Raw genomic sequence first — 24,069 nt, forward strand, 5'->3', positions numbered from 1 at the left:
TTTTTTATGGCGTGGAATTTTATATACTGGTTGTTTTAAGGGCTTTCTGATATGACTTGGATCGTAGTACAAAGCTTTTCATTTCCCTATGAAGCTCAAATTGCTAAAACTCAGTTAGAAGCAGCTGAAATTCCTGCGCGTATTGAAAATGAACATACCATTAATATGGATTGGCTTTACTCCAATGCTTTAGGTGGTGTGCGATTGTTAGTTCCTGAAAGCTATGCAGAAGAAGCTAAGGCATTACTTGCTCAAGATTTTAGCCAAGACTTAGAACAACAATTTGGAGCAAGTGAAAGCTGTCCTAAGTGTGGCAGTATCGATATACAACCTTATACAGAAGGTAAACGCCCCGCTTATGTAGTTTTCTTATTGCTTGGTTTTCCACTCTTTTCGTATGAAAATGGAATGAGGTGTCGACAATGCCAATATTTTTGGACCTGAGCATGCCTAGACTTAAGATATGAAGTCAACAATTGATCAACAGAACATCATTTGAATTAAAAAAGTAATAAGATAAAACAATATAAAATTAAAAAAGGAAAATAAGATGGAATATAAAGGAAGTTGTCATTGTGGAAAAATCACTTTTGTTGCACAAGGTGATTTGACTGAAGCAATGTCGTGTAACTGCTCGATCTGCCAAAGAAAAGGTTCTTTATTGTGGTTCTTACCGACAGATAAAGTTGATATCTCAGTTCAAGAAGATGTTTTAACTCGTTACCAATTTAATAAGCATGTGATCGACCATCATTTTTGTAAGATCTGTGGTATTCATCCTTATGCAACAGGTATTGATCCGCAAGGGAATCAGATGTATGCCATTAATATTAGATGTATCGAAAATTTAGATTTGGAAAGCATCAAAATCAATCACTTTGATGGCCGTTCGGTTTAACACTCAAATTCAGAGAATAAAAATGACCAAGAAAAAACAGCTAAATGCTGAACAGACGATTGTGTTGTTCGAGATATTAAAAAAGCGTTTTGAAGCCAATATGCATCGGCATCATGAGGTGAATTGGGGGGATATCGAGGAACAGTTGAAACAGCAACCTGAAAAGCTATGGGTATTGAATCAGATGGAAGAGACTGGAGGGGAGCCAGATATCGTTTCGCTTGATTCTGAACCAAGTGAGATCATCTTTTATGATTGTGCCGTAGAAACACCAAAAGGGCGTAGGAGTCTTTGTTATGATCGCGCTGCTTTAGATGCACGTAAAGAACATAAGCCTGAAAACAATGCGGTCGATGTAGCCGAAGCCATGGGAATTGAATTGCTCACAGAAGAGCAATATAGGCAGTTACAGTCGATTGAGCATTTTGATTTAAAAACCTCGAGCTGGGTCAGAACTCCAGAAGATGTACGCAAATTGGGCGGTGCAATTTTTTGTGATAGTCGTTATGGCCGCGTCTTTACCTATCACAATGGTGCTCAATCCTATTATGCGACCCGTGGATTTCGTGGCCGATTAAAATTATAGTTTTATAATTCGAACTTGCTTTTGGCATGTTTTTTTAAGCTTTGATTTTGCCAAGCGCTTGCTTGGTTTTTCTGATTTTGCTACTTTAGTGTTCATTCAATAAACAATGATCAATAATTGCTAGGAAGCAGAATATGCACCTTAATCCTTTGTACTACAACGAGCAGCATCTTGAATTTGCCAAGAGCATTCGACGTTTTGTTGAAAAAGAAATTTCGCCTTTTATCAATGAATGGGATGAAAGTGAAACCTTTCCGCGAGAGCTCTATAAAAAAGCCGCAGATATTGGTTTGTTGGGATTAGGTTTTGAAGAGCAGTATGGGGGAATTGCGGGAACAGATGCATTTTATACCTTGTTATCTTCGATTGAGATTGCAAAATGTGCTTCGGGTGGCTTAGCGGCTTCGTTACTGTCACATACCATTGGTGCGCCACCAATCCAGCACTTTGCCAACGAAGAGGTTAAAGCTCAAGTACTGCCTCAGATTTTGTCAGGTGAAAAAATCTCGGCATTGGCGATTACTGAGCCAGGCGGTGGGTCAGATGTAGCTTCGCTTAAAACCAAGGCAGTACGTGAGGGTGATTATTTTCTGGTGAGTGGTGAAAAGACCTTTATCACTTCAGGGATGCGAGCAGATTATTATTCAGTGGCAGTGCGTACTGATCCAAATGCCAAAGGGGCAAATGGTATTTCAATGCTTCTCATAGATGCGCATAGTGCAGGGATCAGTAAAACCAAACTGGATAAGATGGGATGGTGGGCATCTGATACGGCACACCTGCATTTTGACAATGTTAAAGTGCCTGTCAGCCATTTATTGGGTCCTGAAAATATGGGCTTTCTGGTGATTATGAATAACTTCAATATGGAGCGTTTTTTCCTTGCTGCCAGTAGTTATGGTTTTGCCTTGACTTGCTATGAAGAGGCATTGGATTGGGCACAACAACGCCAAACCTTTGGTAAGCGTCTGGTTGATCATCAGGTGATGCGTCATAAGTTAGTGGATATGGCCACGCGACTGACTGCAACGCGTGCTTTACTCGAGGATACCGCTTATCGTTTAGGCAAACCTGAATTGCAGGGTAGTGAACTGATTGCCCAGATTTGTATGCTGAAGAATGTTGCCACTCAAACTATGCAATTCTGTGCCGATGCTGCGGTACAAACACTCGGGGGCATGGGCTTTATGCGTGGTACTAAGTCCGAGCGGATCTATCGTGAAGTGAAGGTGAATATGATTGGCGGTGGTGCAGAAGAAATTATGAAGGATTTAATTAGTAAACAGTTGGGCTATTAAAACTGTTTCAAACATCATTCAAAGTGCGGTCAAAACACCGCACTTTTTCCGGTTTAAAATTTATTCTAGTTCAGCCAACTCTTCTAAAGAAATCTGACGGATTTCAAAGATAGGTTGTTTCAGAAATGAGTTCAGTGCTTTGATATCAATAAATTTTATGTTGTCGAGTGCAATACCTTCGATACTATCTTTTTCAGCATCATAGCGAATATCTGAAGTCTGTTCGATAAACTGTTTCAATAATAATGGACTATCACTTAACTCTGAAAGTGGTTTGTTCATCAAGGCTTCGAACTCATAGTCCATCGCATAAATATTGGATTCCCAAGATACATCACTAAAATTCTCATCTTGACTAGAGACAATGCTGCCAGTCTCATAGCCAGAGAAATAGTCTTCTTCTGAATTGATCCAAAGTACATAGCAAGGTTGTGTCGCATCGATTTCTAAGAGTTGATACCAGACGATACCTGAAATTTGGGCAAATTCGAAAGCATCATCTTCATTCAACTTTGGAATTTCACCATCTTCGATATCAAACTTTTTGCCTGTTTTTTCTAATACCAAAGCTTCAAGTTTTTCGTAGATTTCATCATTTACTTCGCCATTGCCGATGTCATAGTTACAGAGTTCATCATAATATAAGCCCTCAACAACTAAGGTTTTATAGGCCTTTTCTGCTTCAACTTTATCTGTATAAATCTGTTTGATTGCCCCAGTAGAAACGCAGTTGGTCAGATGCCATTCGTCATTATAGGCAAAGTCATTTTGACGAATCACGTATTGGATATTGCTCATTTTTATTTCCCCTTAAGTTAAGCAATTTTAGTTTTTAATTCTTGCAGCTTAGCTGCACTAGGCGGCACAGTCATGCCATTGTCCATCCAGAGTTCAAAACGCATCGGATTAAAAAAGAAATCGGGACGAATATCAAAATCAATAAATTTGGCTTCACCTTTTCCCATCATCGGAAGAATGGTATTGATAAACCAACTATTGTGGGTGATCAGTAACGACTTTAATTGTCCCGTCACCGATAAAGGAGAGAGTAGTGTTGCTGATAGCTTTGGGTCGTCAATCACATCAGCATGGAATTTCTCTAGGCGTTTTGCTAACCCATCTGTAGGGATATCCTGCATCGCTGCAACAAAATCGCCTAAAGTTGGAATAAAGCGGTGATGGAAATCAACCAATAGGTGATCTTTTTCACACAGGTCTTTCACTTCAATGCTATTTCCTGCACTATTTTCAAAGTGATGTCCAAAGATCGGGATAATGACTTCCTGAACACCCCAAAAGGTATGCAAGATACGATGGCGATTGTCGGTACACAACATTTTGGTGCTGTCGATTAGAGCATGAATATCAATATAATCTTCAAGCTCGCCCCCACGACGTTTCACCGAAATATTGGCATGTTGTACTGGATTCATTTTCACGAATTCTTATAATCATTTGATGTTTAAGAACAATAGCAGCTTTCTGATACAACGAATATAGATAAATAGACGTGAGCGATAAGCTGTGTCGTGCTTAAATTAGAATCAATTTTTTAAAATGCCTGATATTTTTTATCAGTCCAATCGGCATTTAAAATTGCCCAACGCTCATGATCTTTCCATTCTTTTCCACCAACACGCAGGTATTGGCGAGAAAACCCTTCTTTTATAAAACCTGCATTTGCGACAAGGCGAATAGAGGACATATTGTCTGGTTGGATATTGGCTTCTAGTCGATGCAGATTCAGTGTTTGAAATGCTTCGTGTAAAACCAGTTGCAGCCCTTGTCGCATATAGCCTTGTCCGGCATAAGGAGAAAAGGCTTCATAACCCAAGTAAGCAGAATGGAAGTAACCTCGAACGATATTGGAGATATTAAAGGTGCCAACAATGGCATGATTTTCTTTCAAGCAGACAAAGTAACGATGTTCTTGTGCGAGATATTGTTGAAAGTCTGTTGGTGGATAAGTCCAAGGTTGATGCAGTTGAATACTCTTTTGGTAGGCAAGTTTGATTTCAGTTAAATCGCTGGGTTGAGGCTTACGCAAATAGATATACGGCATTCTCTTCTTTCTGCAGTTGGCTTATTCGTATTGCTTTAATTCATTTTCTAATTCTTCTTTTAAGTCGAGTGGATCTATAATCCAAACAGAAATATCTAAATTTGGTAGTACCCCAATTTTTATACCATCATCATTTAGATTCTGTAACCATTTTTCGATAAAATTATTCAGATCGACTTTAGTTGGTGTGAAAGAAGGATAAATTTCACGGAAGGAGGTCGCGTAGTCAGCATGTGGCCATACAGGTAAGTATTCTAAATTTTCTTGGGGTGTAAGGATAAGATAATTTGTATGTTCATCTTCTAATATCCAGAGTTCTTCCCAGTCACATACTTTTGAAACAAAATGCTCGTAACGTTGTTTAGTCGTTAAAGAAAATATATTTTCAATTTGTTTAGGATGCATTCGATAACTCATTATTTCACCGCCATTTCCCAAACCATTTCAGTCAACTCATCAATTTTGACTTTACCCTCAGGTCTGTACCACGTCACCGTCCAAGAAATCGAGCCACCAAGCAAACGACGCCAAATAAACGCATCGTGTTTCACTTTGCCTTGAGCACGTAATTTTTCAATCACATCCAGCCAGACTTGCTCATATTCATTACGCATTTTCAGCAGGTAATCTTGTTTTTCTTTAGAAAGGGCAAACCATTCGTGTACCAATACCGCCATAGCTGCACCAGTATCGCCAGCAATGGAAAGTAATTCAGCTTTGATGAGATGGCGTAATTGTTGTTCAGGAACGGTTGAGCGTTCAGCTGCTTCTTTTAAACGGGCAAAGTTATAAATGATAGTTTGTTCCATCACAGTCGCCAGAATTTCATCCTTGCTTTTAAAGTGATGAAACAGGCTTCCTGATTGAATGCCAATAAATTCACCAAGTTGACGAACCGTGGTTTTGTCATAACCTTGCTTATAAAACAGATAGGCAGCACCTTGCAGTAAACGTCCACGTGGACTGTCATCAAAACAAACAATCTTGGGTATTTGCTCAATTGAGGTTGCGATCATGCCTATCCGTCTATCCCGTTTAATCCAAAGTCTATTGTAACAAAAATCATTTGATGCATTGTCTTATCTTTTTATAACAAGCATTTGCTTGAGTTTGTCTATTTTTGCCAATACAGCATAGCATTATGTACTTTACAAACCAAGCACTTGCTTGGTAATGTTAAGGCGTTTTTAGCAATAACAATGAGAAAGCGCATGACAACTGTCAAACAGGATGACCAGAGGGTAGTCAAAATCGGGTGTGCATCAGGCTTCTGGGGCGATACCAACACTGCTGCATTTCAGTTGGTGCATCTGAGTGATATTGATTATTTGGTCTTTGATTATCTGTCAGAAATCACCATGTCGATTATGGCGAAAGCGATGATGATTGATCCAAGTCATGGTTATGCTTTGGATTTTGTCAGTCGAGTCATGGCACCCCTGATCAATAAAATTGCTGAGAAAAAAATAAAAGTGATCAGCAATGCGGGTGGGGTAAATCCTTTGGCTTGCCGTGATGCCCTACAAAAAATTATTGATGAAAAAGGCTTGGATTTAAAAGTTGCAGTGGTTTTGGGTGATGATGTATTACCCAAGCAGGCTGAATTACTCACCCAGAATGTTAAGGAAATGTTTAATGCTGAAGCCTTACCCGCACATGTTGCCAGTAGTAATGCCTATCTCGGTGCTGTTGCGATTCGTGATGCGCTCGACTTAGGGGCAGATATCGTAATTACAGGCCGTGTGGTCGATTCGGCGGTTGTACTGGCACCTTTGCTGCATGAATACAAATGGTCACTCGATGATTATGACAAGCTGGCACAAGGCTCATTGGCAGGACATGTGATTGAATGCGGTGCACAATGTACAGGTGGAAACTTTACCGATTGGCGCCTAGTTCAAGGTTTTGACAATATGGGCTTTCCGATCGTAGAAGTCAGCGCTGATGCTTCATTTATCGTAACCAAGCCGAAAGGGACAGGTGGCCTCGTTTCAACTGCAACCGTAGCAGAGCAGATTGTCTATGAAATTGGCAATCCGCAAGCCTATCTTTTACCTGATGTGAGTGCTGATTTTAGCCAAGTGCATTTAGAGCAGGTGGGCGAACATCGAGTCAGAGTGACGGGTGCCACAGGTCGTGCACCGACCCAGCAATATAAAGTCAGTGCCACCTATGCTGATGGTTATCGTGTCTTGGTCAGTTTTTTGATTGCAGGTCGTGAAGCGCCAGAAAAAGCTCAAGTGATTGCCGATGCCATTATCAACAAATGTGAACGCGTTTTGGCACTGCGTTCAGTTCCTCCTTTTATTGAAAAGTCAGTTGAGATTCTTGGCATTGAAAGCACTTATGGCTCACATGCTCGAATCAAGGACAGCCGTGAGGTGGTGGTTAAAATCGCTGTTAAACACCTGTTTAAAGAAGCCTGTATGTTCTTTGCTTCGGAAATTGCTCAAGCTTCAACAGGCATGGCACCTGCATTGGCAGGTATTGTTGGAGGTCGACCTAAGGCATCCGCTGTGGTGAAGCTGTTCTCGTTCCTGATTGATAAAGATCAATTAAAAGTAGGAGTCGATTTTGCAGGACAGCGTTATCCCGTTCAGATCCCCGTTGGACAATCTTCACAGGATTATGTGCAGCATCTCGTTGGTGACGTAGCCGTATACCAAGGTGATGAGGTTGAAGTTCCTCTCGTTGAAGTTGCACATGCACGCAGTGGAGATAAGGGCAATCACAGCAATATTGGGGTGATCGCGCGTAAGGCTGAATATTTGCCATGGATTCGCGCTGCATTAACCGAAGCTAATGTCGCAGCGTATATGCAGCATGTTCTAGATCCTGAAAAATCAAAAGTGATTCGTTATGAAATGCCAGCCATGCATGCACTGAATTTCATGTTGGAAAATGCATTGGGTGGTGGTGGGATTGCCAGCTTGCGGATCGATCCACAAGGGAAGGCTTTTGCTCAGCAACTATTAGATATGCCGGTGAAAGTGCCCGCACAATTGTTAGAAAAATATTAAGGATATAAAGATGAGTTATCAATCAATTTTCAGGGCAGATGCATTTGCTGACAAAGTGGTGATCGTCACAGGTGGTGGTTCTGGTATTGGCCGTTGTACTGCACATGAATTGGCTTCTTTAGGCGCACAAGTGGTGATTACAGGGCGAAAAGTTGAAAAACTGGAAAAAGTCAGCCAAGAAATTCTGGAAGATGGAGGCAAAGTCCATTTCATCGTCTGTGATAACCGTGATGAAGAACAAGTTAAAAACATGATTGCTGAAGTGTTGGAAAAATTTGGAAAGCTCGATGGTTTAGTCAATAACGCTGGGGGACAATTTCCTTCTGCATTAGAGAATATTTCTGCCAATGGTTTTGATGCCGTGGTCCGTAATAACCTACATTCTACCTTTTACTTGATGCGTGAAGCTTATAACCAGTGGATGGCAAAGCATGGTGGTAGCATTGTTAATATGACTGCCGATATGTGGGGAGGTATGCCGGGAATGGGGCATTCAGGCGCAGCACGTTCGGGTGTTGATAACCTGACCAAAACTGCTTCAGTAGAATGGGGTAAATCTGGGGTACGTGTTAATGCAGTTGCACCGGGCTGGATTATTTCTTCGGGCATGGATAACTATAGTGGTGATTTTGCCAAAGTCATTATTCCAAGTTTAGCGAGTAATGTTCCATTAAAACGGATGGGCACCGAGTCAGAAATCTCTTCAGCGATTTGCTATTTACTTTCAGATGCTGCTGCTTTTGTATCTGGTGTCACCCTGCGTATTGATGGGGCAGCTTCACAAGGTACACGCATGTACCCACTGGCAGATGCGACCAATAATGAAGCCTTTAATGGTTTCCATCGTGCTTTTATTCCTGACATATTCAAAACAGATGGAGAATAAACATGAGTATTCTTCGATCTGAAATTACGGTGGGTAGTGAACAATACCAGCAAAATCGAGAGGCATTATTAGCGCAGTTGGCTGAAGTGCGTGCGGTGCAGCAAAAAAGCATCGATAAATCTTATGCGGCAAAACCCAAGTTTGATAAGAAAGGCAAAATCTTGCCGCATGAGCGTATTCGGTTGCTGTTAGATGCCGATTCACCTTTTGTCGAGTTATGTGGCTTAGTTGGCTACAACATGCATGACGATAAAGATGGTTCCGAAGCTGGCGGTGGTGTGATTGCAGGCATTGGTTTTGTCAGCGGTGTACGTGCGCTGGTTTCTGCCAGTAACAGCGCGATCAAAGGTGGCACCATGTCACCGATGGGGGTGCATAAAACCTTGCGCCTGCAAAAGATCGCTTTAGAACAAAAATTACCGATGGTGACTTTGACCGAAAGTGGTGGTGCAAACCTGAACTATGCGGCTGAAGTATTTACCTATGGCGGTATGACTTTTGCCAATCAGGCACGCTTATCTGCAGCAGGGATTCCGCAAGTTGCAGTAGTACATGGTAATGCAACCGCTGGAGGCGCTTATCAACCGGGTTTGTCTGATTATGTGATTGCGGTGCGCAAGCAAACAGAAATGTTATTGGCTGGCCCACCGCTGTTATTGGCAGCAACAGGGGAAGTGGCAACTGCGGAAGAACTGGGCGGTGCAGAAATGCATACCCAAGTGTCAGGTGTGGCGGAATATTTAGCTGAAAATGATGCTGATGGGATTCGCTTGGCGCGTGAGATTTTTGAGCATCTGAATTGGAAAGAACAAACCGCACAATCCAATCAGAATTATAAAGAGCCGCGTTATGCTGCTGACGAGCTATTAGGTATTGTTCCGCAAGATCCAAAGCAACCTTTTGATATGAAAGAGATCATTGCACGGATTATTGATGATTCAGATTTTCTCGAATTTAAACAAGAATATGATGCCTTAACCGTATGTGGTTGGGCCAAAGTGGGTGGACAACATATTGGTATTATTACTAATAATGGTCCGATTACCCCACAAGGGGCGGCTAAAGCAGCGCAGTTTATTCATCTGTGTGAGCAGACCCAACGACCGCTTTTATTCCTGCATAACACCACCGGTTTTATGGTCGGAACCGATGCAGAGCAGAACGGGATTATTAAACATGGTTCCAAGCTGATCCAAGCGGTTGCCAATGCGACAGTACCCAAGATTTCGATTGTGGTGGCAGGCTCTTATGGCGCGGGTAACTATGCCATGTGTGGTCGTAGTTTGTCCCCGCAATTTATCTTTGCATGGCCAAACTCTCATGTCGCAGTAATGGGCGCAGCACAAGCAGGTAAAGTCTTGCGTATCGTAGCTGAGGGCAAACAAAAAGCCTCGGGAATGGAACCGAATCCGCAGATGCTGGATTTCTTGGAACAAAGTACTGCGATGAAATTGGAACAACAGTCGACGGCTTTATTTAATACCGCAATGCTGCATGACGATGGCATCATCGACCCAAGAGATACCCGTAAAGTATTGATATTTTTATTACAAACCATTTATGAAGCACAACAACGTGAATTAAATCCAACACGATTTGGTGTGTCGAGATTTTAATTTTTAACACCCTCATCCTAGCCTAGCCTTCTCCCAGAGGGAGAAGGGATTCCCTCTCCCTTTTGGGGAGAGGGTTAGGGAGAGGGGCAAAACAAATTTTAAGGAACAAAAACAATGAAATTTACTGCAGAACATGATGCTTTACGCCGTACCACACGCCAGTTTGTTGAAAATGAGCTGAACCCTTTTATTCCAGAATGGGAAGAAGCAGGCCGTTTTCCGATTCATGATGTATTTAAGAAAATGGGGGACTTGGGCTTATTGGGGATTTGTAAACCTGAAGAAAATGGCGGTTTAGGACTCGATTATTCATACAACCTTGTGGTGGCCGAAGAGTTAGGCCGCGCTGCTTGTGGTGGCGTACCCCTAGCGATTGGTGTGCAAACTGATATGGCAACGCCTGCACTGGCACGTTTTGGCAGTAAGGAACTACGAGATGAGTTTTTAAATCCTGCCATTCGTGGTGAATATGTTGCGTCGATTGCAGTCTCGGAAGTGCATGCTGGTTCTGACGTGGCAGCCATCAAAACCACAGCAAAAAAAGATGGTGATGATTATGTGATTAATGGCAGCAAGATGTGGATCACCAACTCATTACAAGCTGATTTTTTCTGTTTGCTTGCCAATACTTCTGATGACAAACCACATGTCAATAAATCCATGATTATTGTTCCTGCCAAGACAGCTGGGATTAGCTTTTCAGAACCATTAAATAAATTGGGGATGCGCTCCACCACCACGGCACAGGTCTACTTCGACAATGTGCGTGTACCGCAACGCAACTTGGTTGGGGTGGAAGGCATGGGCTTTATGATGCAAATGATGCAGTTCCAAGAGGAACGTATGTGGGCCTGTATCAATGCAGTAGGTGGCATGGAAAAAGTCATTCAGCAAACTATTGACTACACCAGAGAACGAACCACTTTTGGTCAGCCTTTAATTCATAACCAGTATGTACATTTCCGTTTTGCTGAACTGATGACAGAAGTCGCGGCATTAAAAGCCTTAACCCTTCAAGCCTGTGAACAGCATATTGCGGGTGAAGATGTCACGTTAATGGCTTCAATGGCGAAGCTGAAAGCAGGGCGATTAAGCCGTGAAGTGGCAGACAGTTGCCTGCAATATTGGGGTGGTAATGGCTTTATGTGGGATAACCCAGCATCGCAACTGTTCCGTGATGGCCGCTTAGGTTCGATTGGCGGTGGCGCAGATGAAATCATGTTGGGGATCATTTGTAAGCTCACCGATATTCTGCCGAAGAAACAGAAAAAATAGGAGCAGAAGCATGACAGTTGCAACTTCTCTTGCAGGTTTAGTGTTAGATGACAGCATTCAGTTCGAACAGCAAGGTGGCATTTTAACACTATGGCTAAATCGTCCTGAAAGCCGTAATGCCATGAGTTTAAAGATGGTCACTGCCATTCAACAGGTGTTTAGCCAGATTGCTGATGATGTATCCATTCGTGCTGTGATTTTACGCGGTCAAGGTGGGCATTTCTGTGCAGGTGGCGATATTAAGGATATGGCAGGGTTAAGAGTTGAAGCGGCCAATACGGATAGCTTACAGCCTTATGTGGATTTTAACCGTCGTTTTGGTGCCATGATTGAACAAGTGGATCAAGCACCGCAAACCGTCGTGGTGGTTTTGGAAGGAGCAGTACTCGGTGGCGGATTTGGTCTTGCCTGTGTTTCAGATATTGCCATCAGCCGTGATACCGCTCAGTTTGGCCTACCTGAAACAGGTTTAGGTATTTTACCTGCACAAATTGCGCCTTTTGTAGTGAAACGGATTGGTTTGACTCAAGCCCGCCGTTTGGCATTATTGGGTTTACGTTTTGATGGCAAGACGGCTTTAGATTTAGGTGTTGTTCATCAAGTTGCACAAGATGATGTTGAGCTTGAACAACAGCTTACAGAGATAATTCAGCAGATTAAACGTGCTGCACCATTGGCTTCCCGTAACACCAAAGCTTTATTGCATCGGACACTGAATGAGCCTTTAGAGCAGCTTTTGGATGATGCGGCACAACAGTTTGCTCAAGCAGTCGGTGGCGCAGAAGGACAAGAAGGTACCATGGCTTTTATTCAAAAACGTAATCCAAATTGGTTTGACTGAAATTTCCCTAATCCCTGTTTAAAAAGAAGGGCGTTTATCCTTTAGAAGGGGGACGGGGAATTTAATAATAGAGATAAAACAATGAGTTTTTCAAAAGTCTTAGTGGCAAACCGTGGTGAAATTGCTGTTCGTGTGATGCAAACAGCCAAAGCAATGGGCTATCAAACGGTTGCGGTGTATTCAGATGCAGATGCCAATGCCCGTCATGTCCAGCTGGCGGATGAAGCTGTTTATATCGGTGCATCTAAAGTTTCCGAATCTTATTTGTCCATTGCCAATATTATTGCAGCCTGCAAAAAGACAGGTGCGGATGCGGTACATCCTGGTTATGGATTTTTGTCTGAAAATACTGATTTTGCTCAGGCTTGTCTTGATCATGACATCACTTTTATTGGGCCAACCGCTGCCGCCATCGAGCTGATGGGCAGTAAACGCCTTTCTAAAATTGCCATGATTCAAGCTGGCGTACCGTGTGTACCTGGTTATGAAGGCGATCAGCAAGACCTTGATTGTTTGGCTGAACAAGCTGAGAAGATTGGTTATCCTTTAATGGTCAAAGCATCAGCAGGTGGTGGTGGGCGCGGTATGCGTCTGGTCCAACACGCTGCTGATGTATTCGAAGCATTAAAAACAGCACGTTCGGAAGCAGAAAATGCCTTTGGTTCGGGTGAATTGATCTTAGAGAAAGCGGTGATTGCTCCAAGGCATGTCGAGATACAGGTCTTTGGAGATACACATGGCAATTATGTGTATTTATTTGAAAGGGATTGTTCGATTCAACGCCGTCATCAAAAAGTCGTCGAAGAAGCACCTTGTCCAGTAATGACACCTGAACTACGCCAAAAAATGGGTGAAGCAGCTGTTGCAGCAGCAAAGGCTTGTGATTATGTCGGGGCAGGCACGGTCGAGTTTCTGCTTGATCAATCAGGTGAATTCTATTTCTTGGAAATGAATACGCGTTTGCAAGTCGAACATCCAGTCACTGAAATGGTCACAGGATTGGATTTGGTGGAATGGCAATTGCGTGTTGCCAATGGCGAAACCTTGCCTTTACAACAACATGAATTGACCCTAAACGGGCATGCGATCGAAGTTCGTTTATATGCAGAAGATCCACGTCAGGACTTCCTGCCACAAACAGGTAAAGTATTGCGTTGGCAAGCGGCGGGTGCTGATGGTAGCTTACCCAATGTCCGTATTGATCATGGCATGCTAGAACACGGTGAAATCAGTCCTTTCTACGATCCGATGGTGGCAAAAGTGATTGCTTATGGCAAGACCCGTCAGGATGCGATTCGCCTACTTACCAAAGCGGTTGATGATTGCGTATTACTAGGTGTGAATAGCAATAAGCAGTTTCTTGTCAATTTGTTGCGCCATCCGATCATTGTGGCGGGAGATACCAATACAGCATTTATTCAACAACACTTCCAAGATGATATTAGCCTGCATCAACAAGCTTTGCCGCTTGAAACTTTAGCCGTTGCAGCAGCACTGTTTACCCAGAAGAATAAGCAGCAAGTGGCTTGGCAAACGGGTGTCGGTATGCCGTTTCCACTGAAACTGAAATATGCCGATCAGCAGATCTTGCTGCACGTACAAAATGATCAGCAGCAGGTTAAGGTTGAGTTCTGTGATCAACAAGCGACAATCAAGATTGTAAGCATCAGTGATGTGCAGATTGTTTATAGCTGTGAAGGTGTTCGACGTAAGCTTGCCTATGTATTTGATCAGGATCAACTATATTTGGATGCAGCTAATGGTAATGTGCTGATTGAAAATATCACCTATGCAGCACCAGAAGCGGCAGAGGTAGTGGGTGATGGTAAAATTCGTGCACCAATGGATGGGGCGATTGTGAATTTGCTGGTCAATGTCGGAGATTCGGTAACAAAAGGGCAAACCTTATTGGTGCTCGAAGCGATGAAGATTCAGCAGCAAATCAAATCCGATGTTGATGGTGTGGTAGATGAGTTGATTGGTCAAGTCGGTCAACAAGTGAAAAAACGTCAATTGTTGTTAAACCTCAGCACGACTTGAGCGTAATCAAATAGAACAAAAAAGCGAGGTGTTATGCCTCGCTTTTTAATAAGTGTAATACAGCATCTAAAGAATGCTCTGAATTCCCTTGTAATTCTTGTGTTGCAAATTCAGCCAAGGCCTGTTCATGTGCTAACAAATAGTGGAGAAAGTCTTGCGTGTTGGCATCTGCATGTTGCTGCATCCGCTCAAAAGTGACCATAAACGGTTGTGTACCTTGTTTCAGTAAATGCATGGCCAGTTTCCAAGGTAATTTAGCCATCGCAATGCCTGATGCTTTGGCCTGTAACTTAACATGCAAACGAATTGTGGCTGTTTGACCTTGTTGGATTAAGAACTGCTGTAACTTGCGTAGAGTTTGGGTCTCCAGTTTGGCAAGCGTTTGCCATTTCTGTTGCTGCTCAATCGAGCGTGCATGTTTGGCTGCATTTAAAAAGATCAGTTCACCCAATATTTCTGATTCAAGTGCAGTGTTAAGGTCTTGTTGATATTGTGGATAATGCATTCCTTTGATTTCCATGAATAACAGTCGATGGGTTAATCTATTATAAATAGCATAAAAAATATTCAATATAAGCACTTAAACCATCTATAGCTGTCATATAGATGGTTTAAGCTCAATTAAGTAAACATTTTCAAACGTAAACTTTCTAAACGGCTTTGATATTGCTTTTGCCATTCTTCATTTGAGAGTTGTGCTTTTAACGGTTCCATCTCTTGTTGTAACTGCTGCACAGCCTGCTGATATTGATCAACTTGTTGCTGTTGTTGGGTTTCACGTTGTTCACGCTGCTGTACGTCTTGGCGTTGCTGCTCAGTTAGATAGCGCTGTTGTAACATCTGTTTTAAGCGTTGTGTTTCAGCAGGACTATGCTGCCCTTGATGAATTAAACCGAGTGCTTGTTCATAAAGCCCCATTTTATTTTCTTGTTGAGTTGCATCAGGATACTGTTTTTGCAGCTCCTCAAAGGCTTTTAAACGTTGTTCAGCACTGAGTTTCTGATTCTGTGCCAAATCATTGTAGGCAAAACGATAATCTGCATACTGACGCTCTTGCCCAAAGCCCAGCATCGCTTCGGCTTGCCCCAAGGTCTGTTCTCTCAGTTTCCACAATGCATCAAAGCGTTCTTTTGGCGATAACGACGTTGATAACACGGTATTTTGCATCTGCTGTTCATATTGCGGCATGCGTTTTAATAAGCTCTCAGCCAAATGTGCAAAGTTTTGATCTGGGTAATTGGCTAAAGCTTTTGCTAAAGCTGCGTTACAGTCGGATATAGGGCAGTTGGCTTTAAAATTATTGAGAAACTCGGTGATATTGCCGGGTTGCTGTTGAAGTATTTTTAATTGTTTTAAAAGTGACTCTTGAAAAACTTCGTCCTTGGTTTTGTTTGGCATGCCTTCATTACTCACCTGTGTTGATGAATCTTGAGATGATGCGGTGGATTTGGTTTGTTGAATTGCAGCGGAAGAGGCAGTGCTCTTCCAAACTACAATCCCAACCAAGACCACGACAACAATAAGCATTGTCAGCAATAGTCTTTTATTCATACCGAATTCCGTTTATGGGCCGTAATTAAATTGCCCCATCACAGGGAAGTGATCTGAAAGATCCCATGTCATATACAGTGGGTCCGCTGTGGTACGTAAGATACGCACATCGTTACGAGACTGAGTCGGTTGACGGTGGTTATTTGATGCCACCACATAGTCTAGATATTCGACTGTTGCACCACCTGAACCTGCTGCTCCAGCCAACTTATTCACGCGTGGGTCAAAGGTCGATTCAGTATAACCTGTGCTTGGTGCTGCGGTCGCATTCAGATTGGTTAACATGTCTTGATAATCTTGCGGCCATAACAGTTTATTCACATTGAAATCACCGCCCATGAGCACGGCATCAAAACTTGGGATATTTTGTTGATTTACCAATTGGCGAATTTGTTTGAACTGAACCTGACGCAATGCGCGTGCTGCATCGGTATCAAAAGAAGCAGTATGCGTAGAGGTGACATGATACGCCTTACCATTCTTAATGATTTCTGCATACAGCACACCTTTATCCGCAAAACAATCAGTTCCTGTACAGTCTGGATAAATCAATTGTGCTGTTTTGACGATTGGATAACGGCTCACAATCACCAAGCCACTATCAAACAAGTTATAGCCAGAACCGACTGGAATATGGGTTTGATATGGGTACTGTTGTGCCAGTTGATTCAGCATGCCTGTACGCGATGAAGCAAAGGCTTCTTGCATCATAATCACATCGTAACCGTTTAAATGATTTGGTAATTCAGCCAAGCGTTCGCTGATTTTACTCGCCACCATCGGGAGGGCATAAATATTGTAAGTCAGTACCTTGAGCTCATCGGCACTGGCTGAAACAGGCTCTTGAAGCGTGTTTTGATGAATGGTGTAGTGGAAATCATCATAGCCCCCCGTGTACTCAGCTTTTACTGCTGCTTGTGCAGATAAACCGCCATAAGTTGTACTAATACGATGCACATCACGATCTGAATACCATGGTGATGTTGTGGTCGCCGTTTGAATCCCATGTTTAATATTACTACCTGACCAAGTTCCCGTCATGGTTTGTTTTAAAGTGACTTGTGAATTGCCACTGCTGAGAACGGTATCAAAGTTATAGGTTTTACCGGATTTGATCCCAGTATAACGGTTGATGCGTAATACCCGTTTGGTCTCGTAGGGTGCAAGTTGAGTCGCTTCCTGCGCCCATTCATTGCCTTGCTGTAAGCTTGCCCCAGTTTGATTGACTTGTATTGATACGGTTTGTGGCGTGGTATTGGTCACAAACACGTAGGAATCAGCCAAGGTCTGTTGGGTAGAAAAACCACTGATTAAGAGCGCGACCCCTGCGCCTAGTTTTAAGCTCTTCAGCTTCATCTTTATCTCTCCATAGTGCTTAATAATGTCTGAACAAATACAATCGGATGTTGTTAAAATTATTCATTTGTGAAAATTTTATGATTGTTATTTGTTCGAAAATTATAATAATGAAAAAATATTGCTAAATCATTTAAATTTCTAACCGCTCATCTGATGTTTTAAAAAACAATATTTTATTCCATATTTTTGGCTGAAATAGGGATTTTTTAACAGATTGGGATAGTTATTTAGTGAAATATATGAAAATTAATGATTCAAAAAAGAAAATTGAAAAGTAATCTATTTATTATAGGGGTTATAAATGAACAAAATCTGACAAGCTGGCGGTGCCTGTCAGATTTTGTGATGAGAAAAATTAAGCTTGGTCAGCGTCGACGATTGCACTGCTGGTTTGTTTCAAACTATAGAGCAGTTGTCCTAACAAGACATCTTTATTACTTAAAGTCACCATGACCATGGGATGATGAGGGGCAGGGATTGAGGTCAGAATGGCCTTACCATTTTCAGCATCCAAGGTAATACTTTGGCAGCCTGTCAACTGGATTTCATTGAGAAAAGCAGTGACCATTGCCAAGATTGAACTACTGACAGCTGCCAGTTTGGTGCTGTTATAAGGGTTCTTCTTGTAAATGGAGGCAAGCTCAAAGCCATCGGTAGAGCAGAGCATAATATAATCGACGCCTCGGATATTGGTTAAAATATCGTTGGCCTGCGCTTTAGCAAACTGAATCAGCTCTTTGGGTGCTGTACGTTGCTGACTAGGAATACTGAACATAATTCTTCTCTTTATAAAGTAATTAGTTTGTTGCTTTTAAATTGACTTCTAATGCTGCTATGAGAGATTCAATCATCAGCAAAATATGTTCTTGTTTACGGGCATCAATAAAAAATAAGGGATATTGGTAGTCATTTTGAATTAACCACTCGCGATAGATCGTGGTTGGTTGCCCCTTGTTTTCATCCACGTGGGTGATGCCGATTGAAATATTTTGGGTATAGTCCTTAAAGGTATCCAAATACCCCTCAAGTTCTTCGATTGGTACTTTACTGTTGTGGTCAACCAATAAAATAACGCCCAAAGCGCCTTGGCAAATCACCGGCCAAATAAAATCAAAGCGTGATTGGCCTGGGGTGCCATATAAGCCTACTTTTACACCGTCATCTAAAGTAATCTCACCATAATCAATACCCACCGTAGTTTGCATTTTATTATGGGCCTGACTATCTGTATTGAATGCTTCGGTCGCGAGGACAGGAATTTCTGAAAGCGATTTGATTGCTTCGGTTTTACCTGCGCCCATGCTTCCTGCAAATACAATTTTATATTGTTGGAGAATCATATCAATCCTTAAAGCCCAAAGCGGCGTCTGATCTTGCCGAAAAATTTATTTAAAAAGCCTTGTTGTTCAATTGTTTGTTCAGTCTTTTCAATTCGTAGGTAATGACTTTCTGAAGCAGGGATAATGCCGCCATTGTCAGAAATAATGCAGGCAGCGATAAATTGTTGAACCGTTTGAATAGGAAGTTTTAATTGTGTTGCAACTTGATAGAGTTGGGCTCCTTGTATAAAGCAAGCAGAAAGCAATAAAGTGGTTTTACGGTCAGTGCCTTGAGCTGGCTGTGGCCAATATTCAATTTTGTAGTATTCATTTTCATTTGGCGCTAAACGCTGAAACTCGAGTGAATGCCAGAACAGGTTCCATAACCAATCTTGCAGGTTATATTCAACTTTGCGAGAAACTTTGGTGAAGTTTGAGGTGGTCGCAAATTCATATTTAAAACTATGGTTGGTTTGCGTGTGGGTGCGGGTTGGTTCTAGCCATGCAATTTGACTCCGCGTATCAATAATGGCCAAAGTACCGTGATCATCAAACAAATGTAGACGGGCATTTTCAGGATTTAACATGTCGGTTAAATACTTTTCATTGATAGCATTATGTGTAGAGGTCGATTCGATCTTCGGTTGTTGCGCCTGTTGATGGGTGATATAGCTTAAAAGGCGGAGATGAATCCAGTTTTTTAATGCATCAGTATGCTGAAAAGGCAAGTAAAGCGTATTGTGTTCTTCTATATGTTGTGAGCCTTCTCCTTTTGAAATTTTTAAGCAGGGAAGTTGTTTTTGTTCTAAAATACGTTGAATACCTTCGGTTTCAAAAAAATTTTCATTTATTAATAATAAGTCGATATTAGGATCGGCAATATTGATCCAATTAATGCCAAATTCATGAGGTATTGTTTTTCTAAGTTCTATTTTTAACTCATCTGAAACTTTTAAACTTATACCTGAAATTGCGATATTAATGCAATGTCCATTCATAGTATCACTTTAATATTTTATAAAATATTGGACTGCACAAAATTAGTCTAATACTAAAGACTGATAATAGACCGCTTGCATATTTATATTTTCTTATAATGAAAATATTAAATATACAAGAAGTCTAATATATTAAGTATTTTGAAATTTAGAATTAAGCAAAGTCTAATTCTTTTTCAAATGTTTTTAATTCGTGGCGAGCCATCGCAAGGTTCGATTTACTGCGGTCTAATACGAGATAAAGGAATAAGTTGCCATTGCTTTCTAATGGACGGATTAAGTGGTATGCCTTGCCCAGTGTGATCAGAATATCTTCGATGTCATCGTTCAGTTTTAGTGAGTTAGCTACACGGCGTTTTGCTCGAATAACTTCGGTATTACCCGCAGCTGCCAATTCTAAGTCGATTGAACCCCCACCTTGAGTTGCTAGCGCCAAACCACTCTCTGTATCTACTAATGCTGCTGCAACGAACCCATCAATATTTGTTAAGCTTTCTAATGAAATTTTAGCCATGATTTTATCTCTACTAATACATCTTTGTTTATGAAGTTATATTTGCCACTTCTGTTTTTGATTAGTTTTCAAAAGTAGTTAATCTCATTATAGGAAACTCTTTTATTAAATCAATCATACTTTAAAATAATTGAATTGACCGATTTGCTAATAATTGACAATTTTTGTCAAACAAACAAATAAAAATACTAATTGAGGATTGAATTTTATTTTTAGTGTGATTTTATTCACATTAATATCGGGTTTTAAATACCTGCTTTGATTGTAAATAAATGTAAATTATTTTTAATTAATATAGGTACATTGATTTTTTAAATAAAATTAAATTAATAATAAGTCTATGATAAAGAAAGCAATCGTGCTTTCTTTATCATTTAAATGGTGAGCTTAAACGGAAACCAATTGGCAATATGAACAATACAAAAAGATCAGAATGACCAATGCCACGAAAGGCGAAACAATATAGGCCCAAGTTGGAGTTTCTGGAATTTCGACTTCGATCGTAGGCTCATCATCATGCGCAACGGGTTGTGCTTGATGAACCATTTGATTGAATTCTTGCATCGTCGCTTCAAGTGATACTTCTTGCTGAATAACTGGCTTCGAGCCGAGTAATTCGGTGAGTTGATTGGTTGACCAAACCCAGTCTTCTGCTTGTCCAGATAGATGCTCAATCTGACCCAATAAAAGTTCTGTTAGCCCTGTTTGCCCAAAGCTGCCAGTCTGATCAAGCTGTTTCAATTCAGTTAATTGTAAGGCCAGTACATCTGACAGGCTTTTTTCCAATTCGGTTGCTTTAAGTGCCGATTGATTATGAGCTGAGGTGGTGAGATGGCGAGCAACCTCTTGAATGTAAAGAGGATCGGCAGTATGGACTTCTTGATAGAGTTTCTGTGGATTTTGTTTCCATAGACTAATCAATTGTCCAAGTGCCAACACGTTTACTTCATCAATATATTTTTGTTTTTCTTTAAGAGAATATTGACCAAAAAGTTGTGGTTTTTGAATTTTTATTTGTTCAGAAAAATATTGAACTAAATCAAATGCCATCGTGACGATCCTCGCTTAATCTAAAATTCTTAGTGAAGGTTTCTTTTTCGTTGGTTCAGTTTCTTGCTTTGTTTCATCGATTGATGCCGCTGTAGAGTCTTCGATTTCTGCATATTCAGAAGCATCAAAAAACAAGCCTTGACCATTTTCTCTTGCGTAAATACCTAATACAGCACGAATCGGCACATAAATTTCTTTTGCAACGCCACCGAAGCGAGCAGAGAAGGTAATCGCTTCATTACTCATATGTAGCTGATGAATGGCATGTGGAGCAAGATTTAAGACAATTTGACCATCCTTCACAAATTGTAAGGGAACATCAGTATGGGGTTGCGTCGCATCCACCAATAAATATGGTGTCAGTTGGTTATCGCAAATCCATTCATAAATGGCACGAGCAAGATATGGGCGTGTAGGTGTAAAAGTTATTTGCTCAGACATAATTGAAAAACTTATTAAATCGTAGAAATCAATTCATTGTAGCTGTTTTTTTCTTGAGCTGTCATTGATTTAATGAACGATGGTCGGCTAAAGATACGATGGCAATACAAGAATATAGGTCGACAGTGCTGTGCAGGGAGTTCAACCCCCATACTTTTTAGCCTTAGGAAGATTGGAGCGAGCATACAATCTAAAATTGAAAAAGTTTCCGACATAAAAAATGGAAAATGCTGAAACAGAGGGGTGAGAGAAATTAGGGTGTCCCGAAGTTCCTTCTGTGCTTTTTGCTTTTGCTGTGGGTCTATCGTATCCGTATGTCTTAGCATATGATCGGCAAGCTTGAACCAATCTTGTTCAAAGCGCCAAATGTATTGGCGTTGCTCGGCACGCGCCATCGGGGCATCGGCATAGAGTTTATTTTGACGATAGCGATCATCTAAATATTCAGCAATGACATTGGCTGAAAATAGCTTTAGGTTTTGCTCAATCAACATTGGAAGTTGATTGTAGGGATTGAGATCAGCTAAATCCTCATCCTCATGATCTGTAATAATCAGTTGGTATTTGATTTGTTTTTCAGCAAGTAAAAAACGAATCCAGTGTGAGCGGAAATCATCTGCATGACTATAAAGCGTAATGCCTTGGACAGGGGTTGGGGGATTTTCTAAAGACATAAGTCCAAAAAATTATGGTTGACTGTTTAGAATACTAAAATTAACGTTGGAAATCACTTAAAGCTGAACAATATGCATGTTACAGAATAGATTTATGATTCAATAAGTTCAAAGAGGGAAAATAGAATGAAGCGAGATTACCTGATTGTTTTGTGTGGAGCGTTGTTACTGGCTGGTTGTGCTAGCTCACCTACAGGATCTGAGCAAGACAATGTCTCATCAGTAGAGAGTGAGGCCGCTGCCGATGCGGTTATTGCTGATGCGGCTGATGATGATAGTGGGCAACAATATGGTGGGATCAAAAAACAGTATGTGGTCAAGGGGTGTCAGGTTACTCTTTATAATGATGGTCCAGTCCAGATGGTTCATGAAAAAACAGGTCAACCGTGTAATGCACCGATCCCGAAAGATCATCAATTTTCTAAAGTGAGCAAGACCTATACACAGAATGGCTGTAAGATCACTGAGTTCGCTTCTGCCGATGGTGCTGGTGATGCGATGATGGATTGTTCTAAAAAGAAATGATGAAACGCAGGCAATAAAAAAACCTCGGATAAATCCGAGGTTTTTTGTCCGATTCGTAAAACGATTAACGTTTAGAGAATTGAGGACGTTTACGAGCTTTACGTAAACCAAGTTTCTTACGTTCAACTTCACGAGCATCACGAGTAACGAAACCAGCTTGACGAAGAGCAGGTTTTAAGTTTTCGTCAGCAGCGATCAATGCACGAGTAATACCGTGACGGATAGCGCCTGCTTGACCACCGATACCACCACCTTTAACAGTGATGTAAAGGTCAAATTTTTCAGTAACTTCTAAAAGCTCTAAAGGCTGACGCACAACCATACGAGCAGTTTCACGACCGAAATATTGCTCAAGCGTACGGTTGTTAATTACGAGTTTACCTGTACCAGCTGATAAGAAAACACGTGCAGTTGCGGTCTTACGGCGACCTGTACCATAATTAGTAGCCATGTGCTGTATCCCTTAGATGTCCAAAACTTGTGGCTGTTGAGCAGTATGAGGATGCTCAGTACCAGCGTACACTTTCATTTTTTTGATCATTGCATAACCAAGAGGACCTTTTGGTAACATACCTTTAACAGCTTTTTCTAAAACTGCTTCAGGTTTGTGAGCAATTAACTTCTCGAAGTTAGTCTCACGGATACCACCAGGGAAACCAGTATGGCGATAATATTTCTTATCAAGCGCTTTTTTACCAGTCACTTGAACGTGTTCAGCATTGATTACAACGATGTAGTCGCCTGTGTCAACGTGAGGAGTATAAGAAGTTTTGTGCTTACCGCGTAAACGACGAGCGATTTCAGTCGCAAGGCGACCTAAAGTTTTGCCAGAAGCATCAACAACATACCAGTCGTGTTGAACTTCAGCTGGCTTAGCGCTGAGAGTTTTCATTTAAACCACTACCTATTATAGTTGGTTTGGACGATGAAATCTGTCCAAACAAAAGGAGACCGAATTCTACATGAGTTTATAAAAGCACACAAGAAAAATTAGCCGGAAATGCCAGAATTTGCTGCAATGTGACTGGTTTGGGAATTAACGCACACTGAATGAAATAGCACATTATTTGTCTTGTGAGGGGGCTGGATTTACCCTATCATTTTTATTCCAATTAT

General features: G+C 41.3%; 28 protein-coding genes. 11 read left to right on the forward strand and 17 right to left on the reverse strand.

Features of this window, described 5'->3' with window-relative positions; all coding sequences use genetic code 11:
- Positions 1-51: 51 nt before the first annotated feature.
- The 4 genes from B2727_RS07730 (at position 52) to B2727_RS07745 (ending at position 2,782) form a co-directional block, all read left to right on the forward strand.
- Positions 52-444: a DUF2007 domain-containing protein gene (locus tag B2727_RS07730; protein ID WP_033134719.1), complete on the forward strand. Its 393-nt coding sequence runs from the start codon at positions 52-54 to the stop codon at positions 442-444.
- Between the two features lie 106 nt (positions 445-550).
- The gene (locus B2727_RS07735) at positions 551-898 is read left to right on the forward strand and encodes a GFA family protein (RefSeq protein WP_004802593.1); all 348 of its coding nucleotides are present in this window, start codon (positions 551-553) and stop codon (positions 896-898) included.
- 22 nt (positions 899-920) lie between these two features.
- Complete coding sequence (locus B2727_RS07740) at positions 921-1,484, forward strand: DUF4256 domain-containing protein (protein WP_033134718.1); 564 nt, start codon at positions 921-923, stop codon at positions 1,482-1,484.
- Positions 1,485-1,618: 134 nt separating this feature from the next.
- Positions 1,619-2,782 carry an acyl-CoA dehydrogenase family protein gene (locus B2727_RS07745; RefSeq protein WP_004802595.1) on the forward strand — a complete coding sequence of 388 codons (1,164 nt, stop codon included), beginning with the start codon at positions 1,619-1,621 and terminating at the stop codon, positions 2,780-2,782.
- Positions 2,783-2,842: 60 nt separating this feature from the next.
- Here B2727_RS07745 and B2727_RS07750 read toward each other — a convergent pair whose 3' ends face one another.
- The 5 genes from B2727_RS07750 to B2727_RS07770 form a co-directional block, all read right to left on the reverse strand.
- The gene (locus B2727_RS07750) at positions 2,843-3,580 is read right to left on the reverse strand and encodes a hypothetical protein (protein ID WP_033134717.1); all 738 of its coding nucleotides are present in this window, start codon (positions 3,578-3,580) and stop codon (positions 2,843-2,845) included.
- A 17-nt stretch (positions 3,581-3,597) separates the two neighbouring features.
- Positions 3,598-4,215 carry a DUF6915 family protein gene (locus B2727_RS07755; RefSeq protein ID WP_005149651.1) on the reverse strand — a complete coding sequence of 206 codons (618 nt, stop codon included), beginning with the start codon at positions 4,213-4,215 and terminating at the stop codon, positions 3,598-3,600.
- Between the two features lie 119 nt (positions 4,216-4,334).
- The gene (locus B2727_RS07760; protein ID WP_033134716.1) at positions 4,335-4,844 is read right to left on the reverse strand and encodes a GNAT family N-acetyltransferase; all 510 of its coding nucleotides are present in this window, start codon (positions 4,842-4,844) and stop codon (positions 4,335-4,337) included.
- Positions 4,845-4,865: 21 nt separating this feature from the next.
- Positions 4,866-5,249 carry a DUF2750 domain-containing protein gene (locus tag B2727_RS07765; RefSeq protein ID WP_033134721.1) on the reverse strand — a complete coding sequence of 128 codons (384 nt, stop codon included), beginning with the start codon at positions 5,247-5,249 and terminating at the stop codon, positions 4,866-4,868.
- An 11-nt stretch (positions 5,250-5,260) separates the two neighbouring features.
- Positions 5,261-5,860 carry a TetR/AcrR family transcriptional regulator gene (locus B2727_RS07770; RefSeq protein ID WP_033134715.1) on the reverse strand — a complete coding sequence of 200 codons (600 nt, stop codon included), beginning with the start codon at positions 5,858-5,860 and terminating at the stop codon, positions 5,261-5,263.
- A 195-nt stretch (positions 5,861-6,055) separates the two neighbouring features.
- Here B2727_RS07770 and B2727_RS07775 point away from each other — a divergent pair, with 195 nt between their 5' ends.
- From B2727_RS07775 to B2727_RS07800, 6 genes are all read left to right on the forward strand, one after another.
- Positions 6,056-7,864, forward strand: a complete 1,809-nt coding sequence (locus tag B2727_RS07775; RefSeq protein ID WP_033134714.1) for an acyclic terpene utilization AtuA family protein — start codon at positions 6,056-6,058, stop codon at positions 7,862-7,864.
- A 10-nt stretch (positions 7,865-7,874) separates the two neighbouring features.
- Entirely contained in the window at positions 7,875-8,750 is an 876-nt protein-coding gene (locus tag B2727_RS07780; protein ID WP_016162545.1) for an SDR family oxidoreductase, read from the forward strand.
- Between the two features lie 2 nt (positions 8,751-8,752).
- Positions 8,753-10,366, forward strand: a complete 1,614-nt coding sequence (locus B2727_RS07785; protein WP_004802603.1) for an acyl-CoA carboxylase subunit beta — start codon at positions 8,753-8,755, stop codon at positions 10,364-10,366.
- A 114-nt stretch (positions 10,367-10,480) separates the two neighbouring features.
- Positions 10,481-11,641: an acyl-CoA dehydrogenase family protein gene (locus B2727_RS07790; RefSeq protein ID WP_167250062.1), complete on the forward strand. Its 1,161-nt coding sequence runs from the start codon at positions 10,481-10,483 to the stop codon at positions 11,639-11,641.
- Positions 11,642-11,651: 10 nt separating this feature from the next.
- Positions 11,652-12,482, forward strand: coding sequence for an enoyl-CoA hydratase/isomerase family protein (locus B2727_RS07795; RefSeq protein ID WP_033134712.1), 831 nt, complete (start codon positions 11,652-11,654; stop codon positions 12,480-12,482).
- Between the two features lie 81 nt (positions 12,483-12,563).
- Positions 12,564-14,522, forward strand: a complete 1,959-nt coding sequence (locus B2727_RS07800) for an acetyl/propionyl/methylcrotonyl-CoA carboxylase subunit alpha (RefSeq protein ID WP_033134711.1) — start codon at positions 12,564-12,566, stop codon at positions 14,520-14,522.
- A gap of 31 nt (positions 14,523-14,553) precedes the next feature.
- Here the strand turns inward: B2727_RS07800 and B2727_RS07805 are convergent, their stop codons facing one another.
- From B2727_RS07805 to B2727_RS07850, 10 genes are all read right to left on the reverse strand, one after another.
- Positions 14,554-15,027, reverse strand: a complete 474-nt coding sequence (locus B2727_RS07805) for a hypothetical protein (protein ID WP_033134710.1) — start codon at positions 15,025-15,027, stop codon at positions 14,554-14,556.
- A gap of 116 nt (positions 15,028-15,143) precedes the next feature.
- Entirely contained in the window at positions 15,144-16,073 is a 930-nt protein-coding gene (locus B2727_RS07810; protein ID WP_033134709.1) for a lipase secretion chaperone, read from the reverse strand.
- A gap of 12 nt (positions 16,074-16,085) precedes the next feature.
- Entirely contained in the window at positions 16,086-17,429 is a 1,344-nt protein-coding gene (locus tag B2727_RS07815) for a sphingomyelin phosphodiesterase (RefSeq protein WP_033134708.1), read from the reverse strand.
- Positions 17,430-17,787: 358 nt separating this feature from the next.
- On the reverse strand, positions 17,788-18,207 hold the full coding sequence (locus tag B2727_RS07820; RefSeq protein WP_004652554.1) for a roadblock/LC7 domain-containing protein: 420 nt from the start codon (positions 18,205-18,207) through the stop codon (positions 17,788-17,790).
- A gap of 22 nt (positions 18,208-18,229) precedes the next feature.
- Positions 18,230-18,772 carry a GTP-binding protein gene (locus tag B2727_RS07825; protein ID WP_004802616.1) on the reverse strand — a complete coding sequence of 181 codons (543 nt, stop codon included), beginning with the start codon at positions 18,770-18,772 and terminating at the stop codon, positions 18,230-18,232.
- 8 nt (positions 18,773-18,780) lie between these two features.
- On the reverse strand, positions 18,781-19,749 hold the full coding sequence (locus tag B2727_RS07830; protein WP_004802619.1) for a hypothetical protein: 969 nt from the start codon (positions 19,747-19,749) through the stop codon (positions 18,781-18,783).
- A gap of 154 nt (positions 19,750-19,903) precedes the next feature.
- Positions 19,904-20,263 carry a hypothetical protein gene (locus B2727_RS07835; RefSeq protein WP_004802620.1) on the reverse strand — a complete coding sequence of 120 codons (360 nt, stop codon included), beginning with the start codon at positions 20,261-20,263 and terminating at the stop codon, positions 19,904-19,906.
- A gap of 387 nt (positions 20,264-20,650) precedes the next feature.
- Positions 20,651-21,313 (reverse strand): hypothetical protein, encoded by a 663-nt coding sequence (locus B2727_RS07840; RefSeq protein WP_033134445.1) that lies wholly within the window; start codon positions 21,311-21,313, stop codon positions 20,651-20,653.
- A gap of 15 nt (positions 21,314-21,328) precedes the next feature.
- Positions 21,329-21,754, reverse strand: coding sequence for a ClpXP protease specificity-enhancing factor (locus B2727_RS07845; RefSeq protein ID WP_004802623.1), 426 nt, complete (start codon positions 21,752-21,754; stop codon positions 21,329-21,331).
- Positions 21,755-21,768: 14 nt separating this feature from the next.
- Entirely contained in the window at positions 21,769-22,428 is a 660-nt protein-coding gene (locus tag B2727_RS07850; RefSeq protein ID WP_005206356.1) for a glutathione S-transferase N-terminal domain-containing protein, read from the reverse strand.
- 126 nt (positions 22,429-22,554) lie between these two features.
- Between B2727_RS07850 and B2727_RS07855 the strand changes: the two genes are divergently transcribed.
- A complete protein-coding gene (locus B2727_RS07855) occupies positions 22,555-22,953 on the forward strand; it encodes a hypothetical protein (RefSeq protein WP_033134446.1) in 399 nt (132 codons plus the stop codon).
- Positions 22,954-23,017: 64 nt separating this feature from the next.
- Here the strand turns inward: B2727_RS07855 and rpsI are convergent, their stop codons facing one another.
- Positions 23,018-23,404: a 30S ribosomal protein S9 gene (rpsI, locus tag B2727_RS07860; protein ID WP_004775642.1), complete on the reverse strand. Its 387-nt coding sequence runs from the start codon at positions 23,402-23,404 to the stop codon at positions 23,018-23,020.
- Positions 23,405-23,416: 12 nt separating this feature from the next.
- Positions 23,417-23,845 (reverse strand): 50S ribosomal protein L13, encoded by a 429-nt coding sequence (gene rplM / locus B2727_RS07865; RefSeq protein ID WP_004802631.1) that lies wholly within the window; start codon positions 23,843-23,845, stop codon positions 23,417-23,419.
- Positions 23,846-24,069 lie beyond the last annotated feature (224 nt).

This window comes from Acinetobacter sp. UBA991, assembly GCF_002292065.1.
In the GTDB taxonomy this organism is placed as follows: Bacteria; Pseudomonadota; Gammaproteobacteria; order Pseudomonadales; family Moraxellaceae; genus Acinetobacter; species Acinetobacter higginsii.

Bases quoted from the DNA above. Each gene is read 5' to 3' on its own strand.
- B2727_RS07730 (WP_033134719.1), top strand. From the start codon at position 52: ATGACTTGGATCGTAGTACAAAGCTTTTCATTTCCCTATGAAGCTCAA.
- B2727_RS07735 (WP_004802593.1), top strand. From the start codon at position 551: ATGGAATATAAAGGAAGTTGTCATTGTGGAAAAATCACTTTTGTTGCA.
- B2727_RS07740 (WP_033134718.1), top strand. From the start codon at position 921: ATGACCAAGAAAAAACAGCTAAATGCTGAACAGACGATTGTGTTGTTC.
- B2727_RS07745 (WP_004802595.1), top strand. From the start codon at position 1,619: ATGCACCTTAATCCTTTGTACTACAACGAGCAGCATCTTGAATTTGCC.
- B2727_RS07750 (WP_033134717.1), bottom strand. From the start codon at position 3,580: ATGAGCAATATCCAATACGTGATTCGTCAAAATGACTTTGCCTATAAT.
- B2727_RS07755 (WP_005149651.1), bottom strand. From the start codon at position 4,215: ATGAATCCAGTACAACATGCCAATATTTCGGTGAAACGTCGTGGGGGC.
- B2727_RS07760 (WP_033134716.1), bottom strand. From the start codon at position 4,844: ATGCCGTATATCTATTTGCGTAAGCCTCAACCCAGCGATTTAACTGAA.
- B2727_RS07765 (WP_033134721.1), bottom strand. From the start codon at position 5,249: ATGCATCCTAAACAAATTGAAAATATATTTTCTTTAACGACTAAACAA.
- B2727_RS07770 (WP_033134715.1), bottom strand. From the start codon at position 5,860: ATGATCGCAACCTCAATTGAGCAAATACCCAAGATTGTTTGTTTTGAT.
- B2727_RS07775 (WP_033134714.1), top strand. From the start codon at position 6,056: ATGACAACTGTCAAACAGGATGACCAGAGGGTAGTCAAAATCGGGTGT.
- B2727_RS07780 (WP_016162545.1), top strand. From the start codon at position 7,875: ATGAGTTATCAATCAATTTTCAGGGCAGATGCATTTGCTGACAAAGTG.
- B2727_RS07785 (WP_004802603.1), top strand. From the start codon at position 8,753: ATGAGTATTCTTCGATCTGAAATTACGGTGGGTAGTGAACAATACCAG.
- B2727_RS07790 (WP_167250062.1), top strand. From the start codon at position 10,481: ATGAAATTTACTGCAGAACATGATGCTTTACGCCGTACCACACGCCAG.
- B2727_RS07795 (WP_033134712.1), top strand. From the start codon at position 11,652: ATGACAGTTGCAACTTCTCTTGCAGGTTTAGTGTTAGATGACAGCATT.
- B2727_RS07800 (WP_033134711.1), top strand. From the start codon at position 12,564: ATGAGTTTTTCAAAAGTCTTAGTGGCAAACCGTGGTGAAATTGCTGTT.
- B2727_RS07805 (WP_033134710.1), bottom strand. From the start codon at position 15,027: ATGCATTATCCACAATATCAACAAGACCTTAACACTGCACTTGAATCA.
- B2727_RS07810 (WP_033134709.1), bottom strand. From the start codon at position 16,073: ATGAATAAAAGACTATTGCTGACAATGCTTATTGTTGTCGTGGTCTTG.
- B2727_RS07815 (WP_033134708.1), bottom strand. From the start codon at position 17,429: ATGAAGCTGAAGAGCTTAAAACTAGGCGCAGGGGTCGCGCTCTTAATC.
- B2727_RS07820 (WP_004652554.1), bottom strand. From the start codon at position 18,207: ATGTTCAGTATTCCTAGTCAGCAACGTACAGCACCCAAAGAGCTGATT.
- B2727_RS07825 (WP_004802616.1), bottom strand. From the start codon at position 18,772: ATGATTCTCCAACAATATAAAATTGTATTTGCAGGAAGCATGGGCGCA.
- B2727_RS07830 (WP_004802619.1), bottom strand. From the start codon at position 19,749: ATGAATGGACATTGCATTAATATCGCAATTTCAGGTATAAGTTTAAAA.
- B2727_RS07835 (WP_004802620.1), bottom strand. From the start codon at position 20,263: ATGGCTAAAATTTCATTAGAAAGCTTAACAAATATTGATGGGTTCGTT.
- B2727_RS07840 (WP_033134445.1), bottom strand. From the start codon at position 21,313: ATGGCATTTGATTTAGTTCAATATTTTTCTGAACAAATAAAAATTCAA.
- B2727_RS07845 (WP_004802623.1), bottom strand. From the start codon at position 21,754: ATGTCTGAGCAAATAACTTTTACACCTACACGCCCATATCTTGCTCGT.
- B2727_RS07850 (WP_005206356.1), bottom strand. From the start codon at position 22,428: ATGTCTTTAGAAAATCCCCCAACCCCTGTCCAAGGCATTACGCTTTAT.
- B2727_RS07855 (WP_033134446.1), top strand. From the start codon at position 22,555: ATGAAGCGAGATTACCTGATTGTTTTGTGTGGAGCGTTGTTACTGGCT.
- rpsI (WP_004775642.1), bottom strand. From the start codon at position 23,404: ATGGCTACTAATTATGGTACAGGTCGCCGTAAGACCGCAACTGCACGT.
- rplM (WP_004802631.1), bottom strand. From the start codon at position 23,845: ATGAAAACTCTCAGCGCTAAGCCAGCTGAAGTTCAACACGACTGGTAT.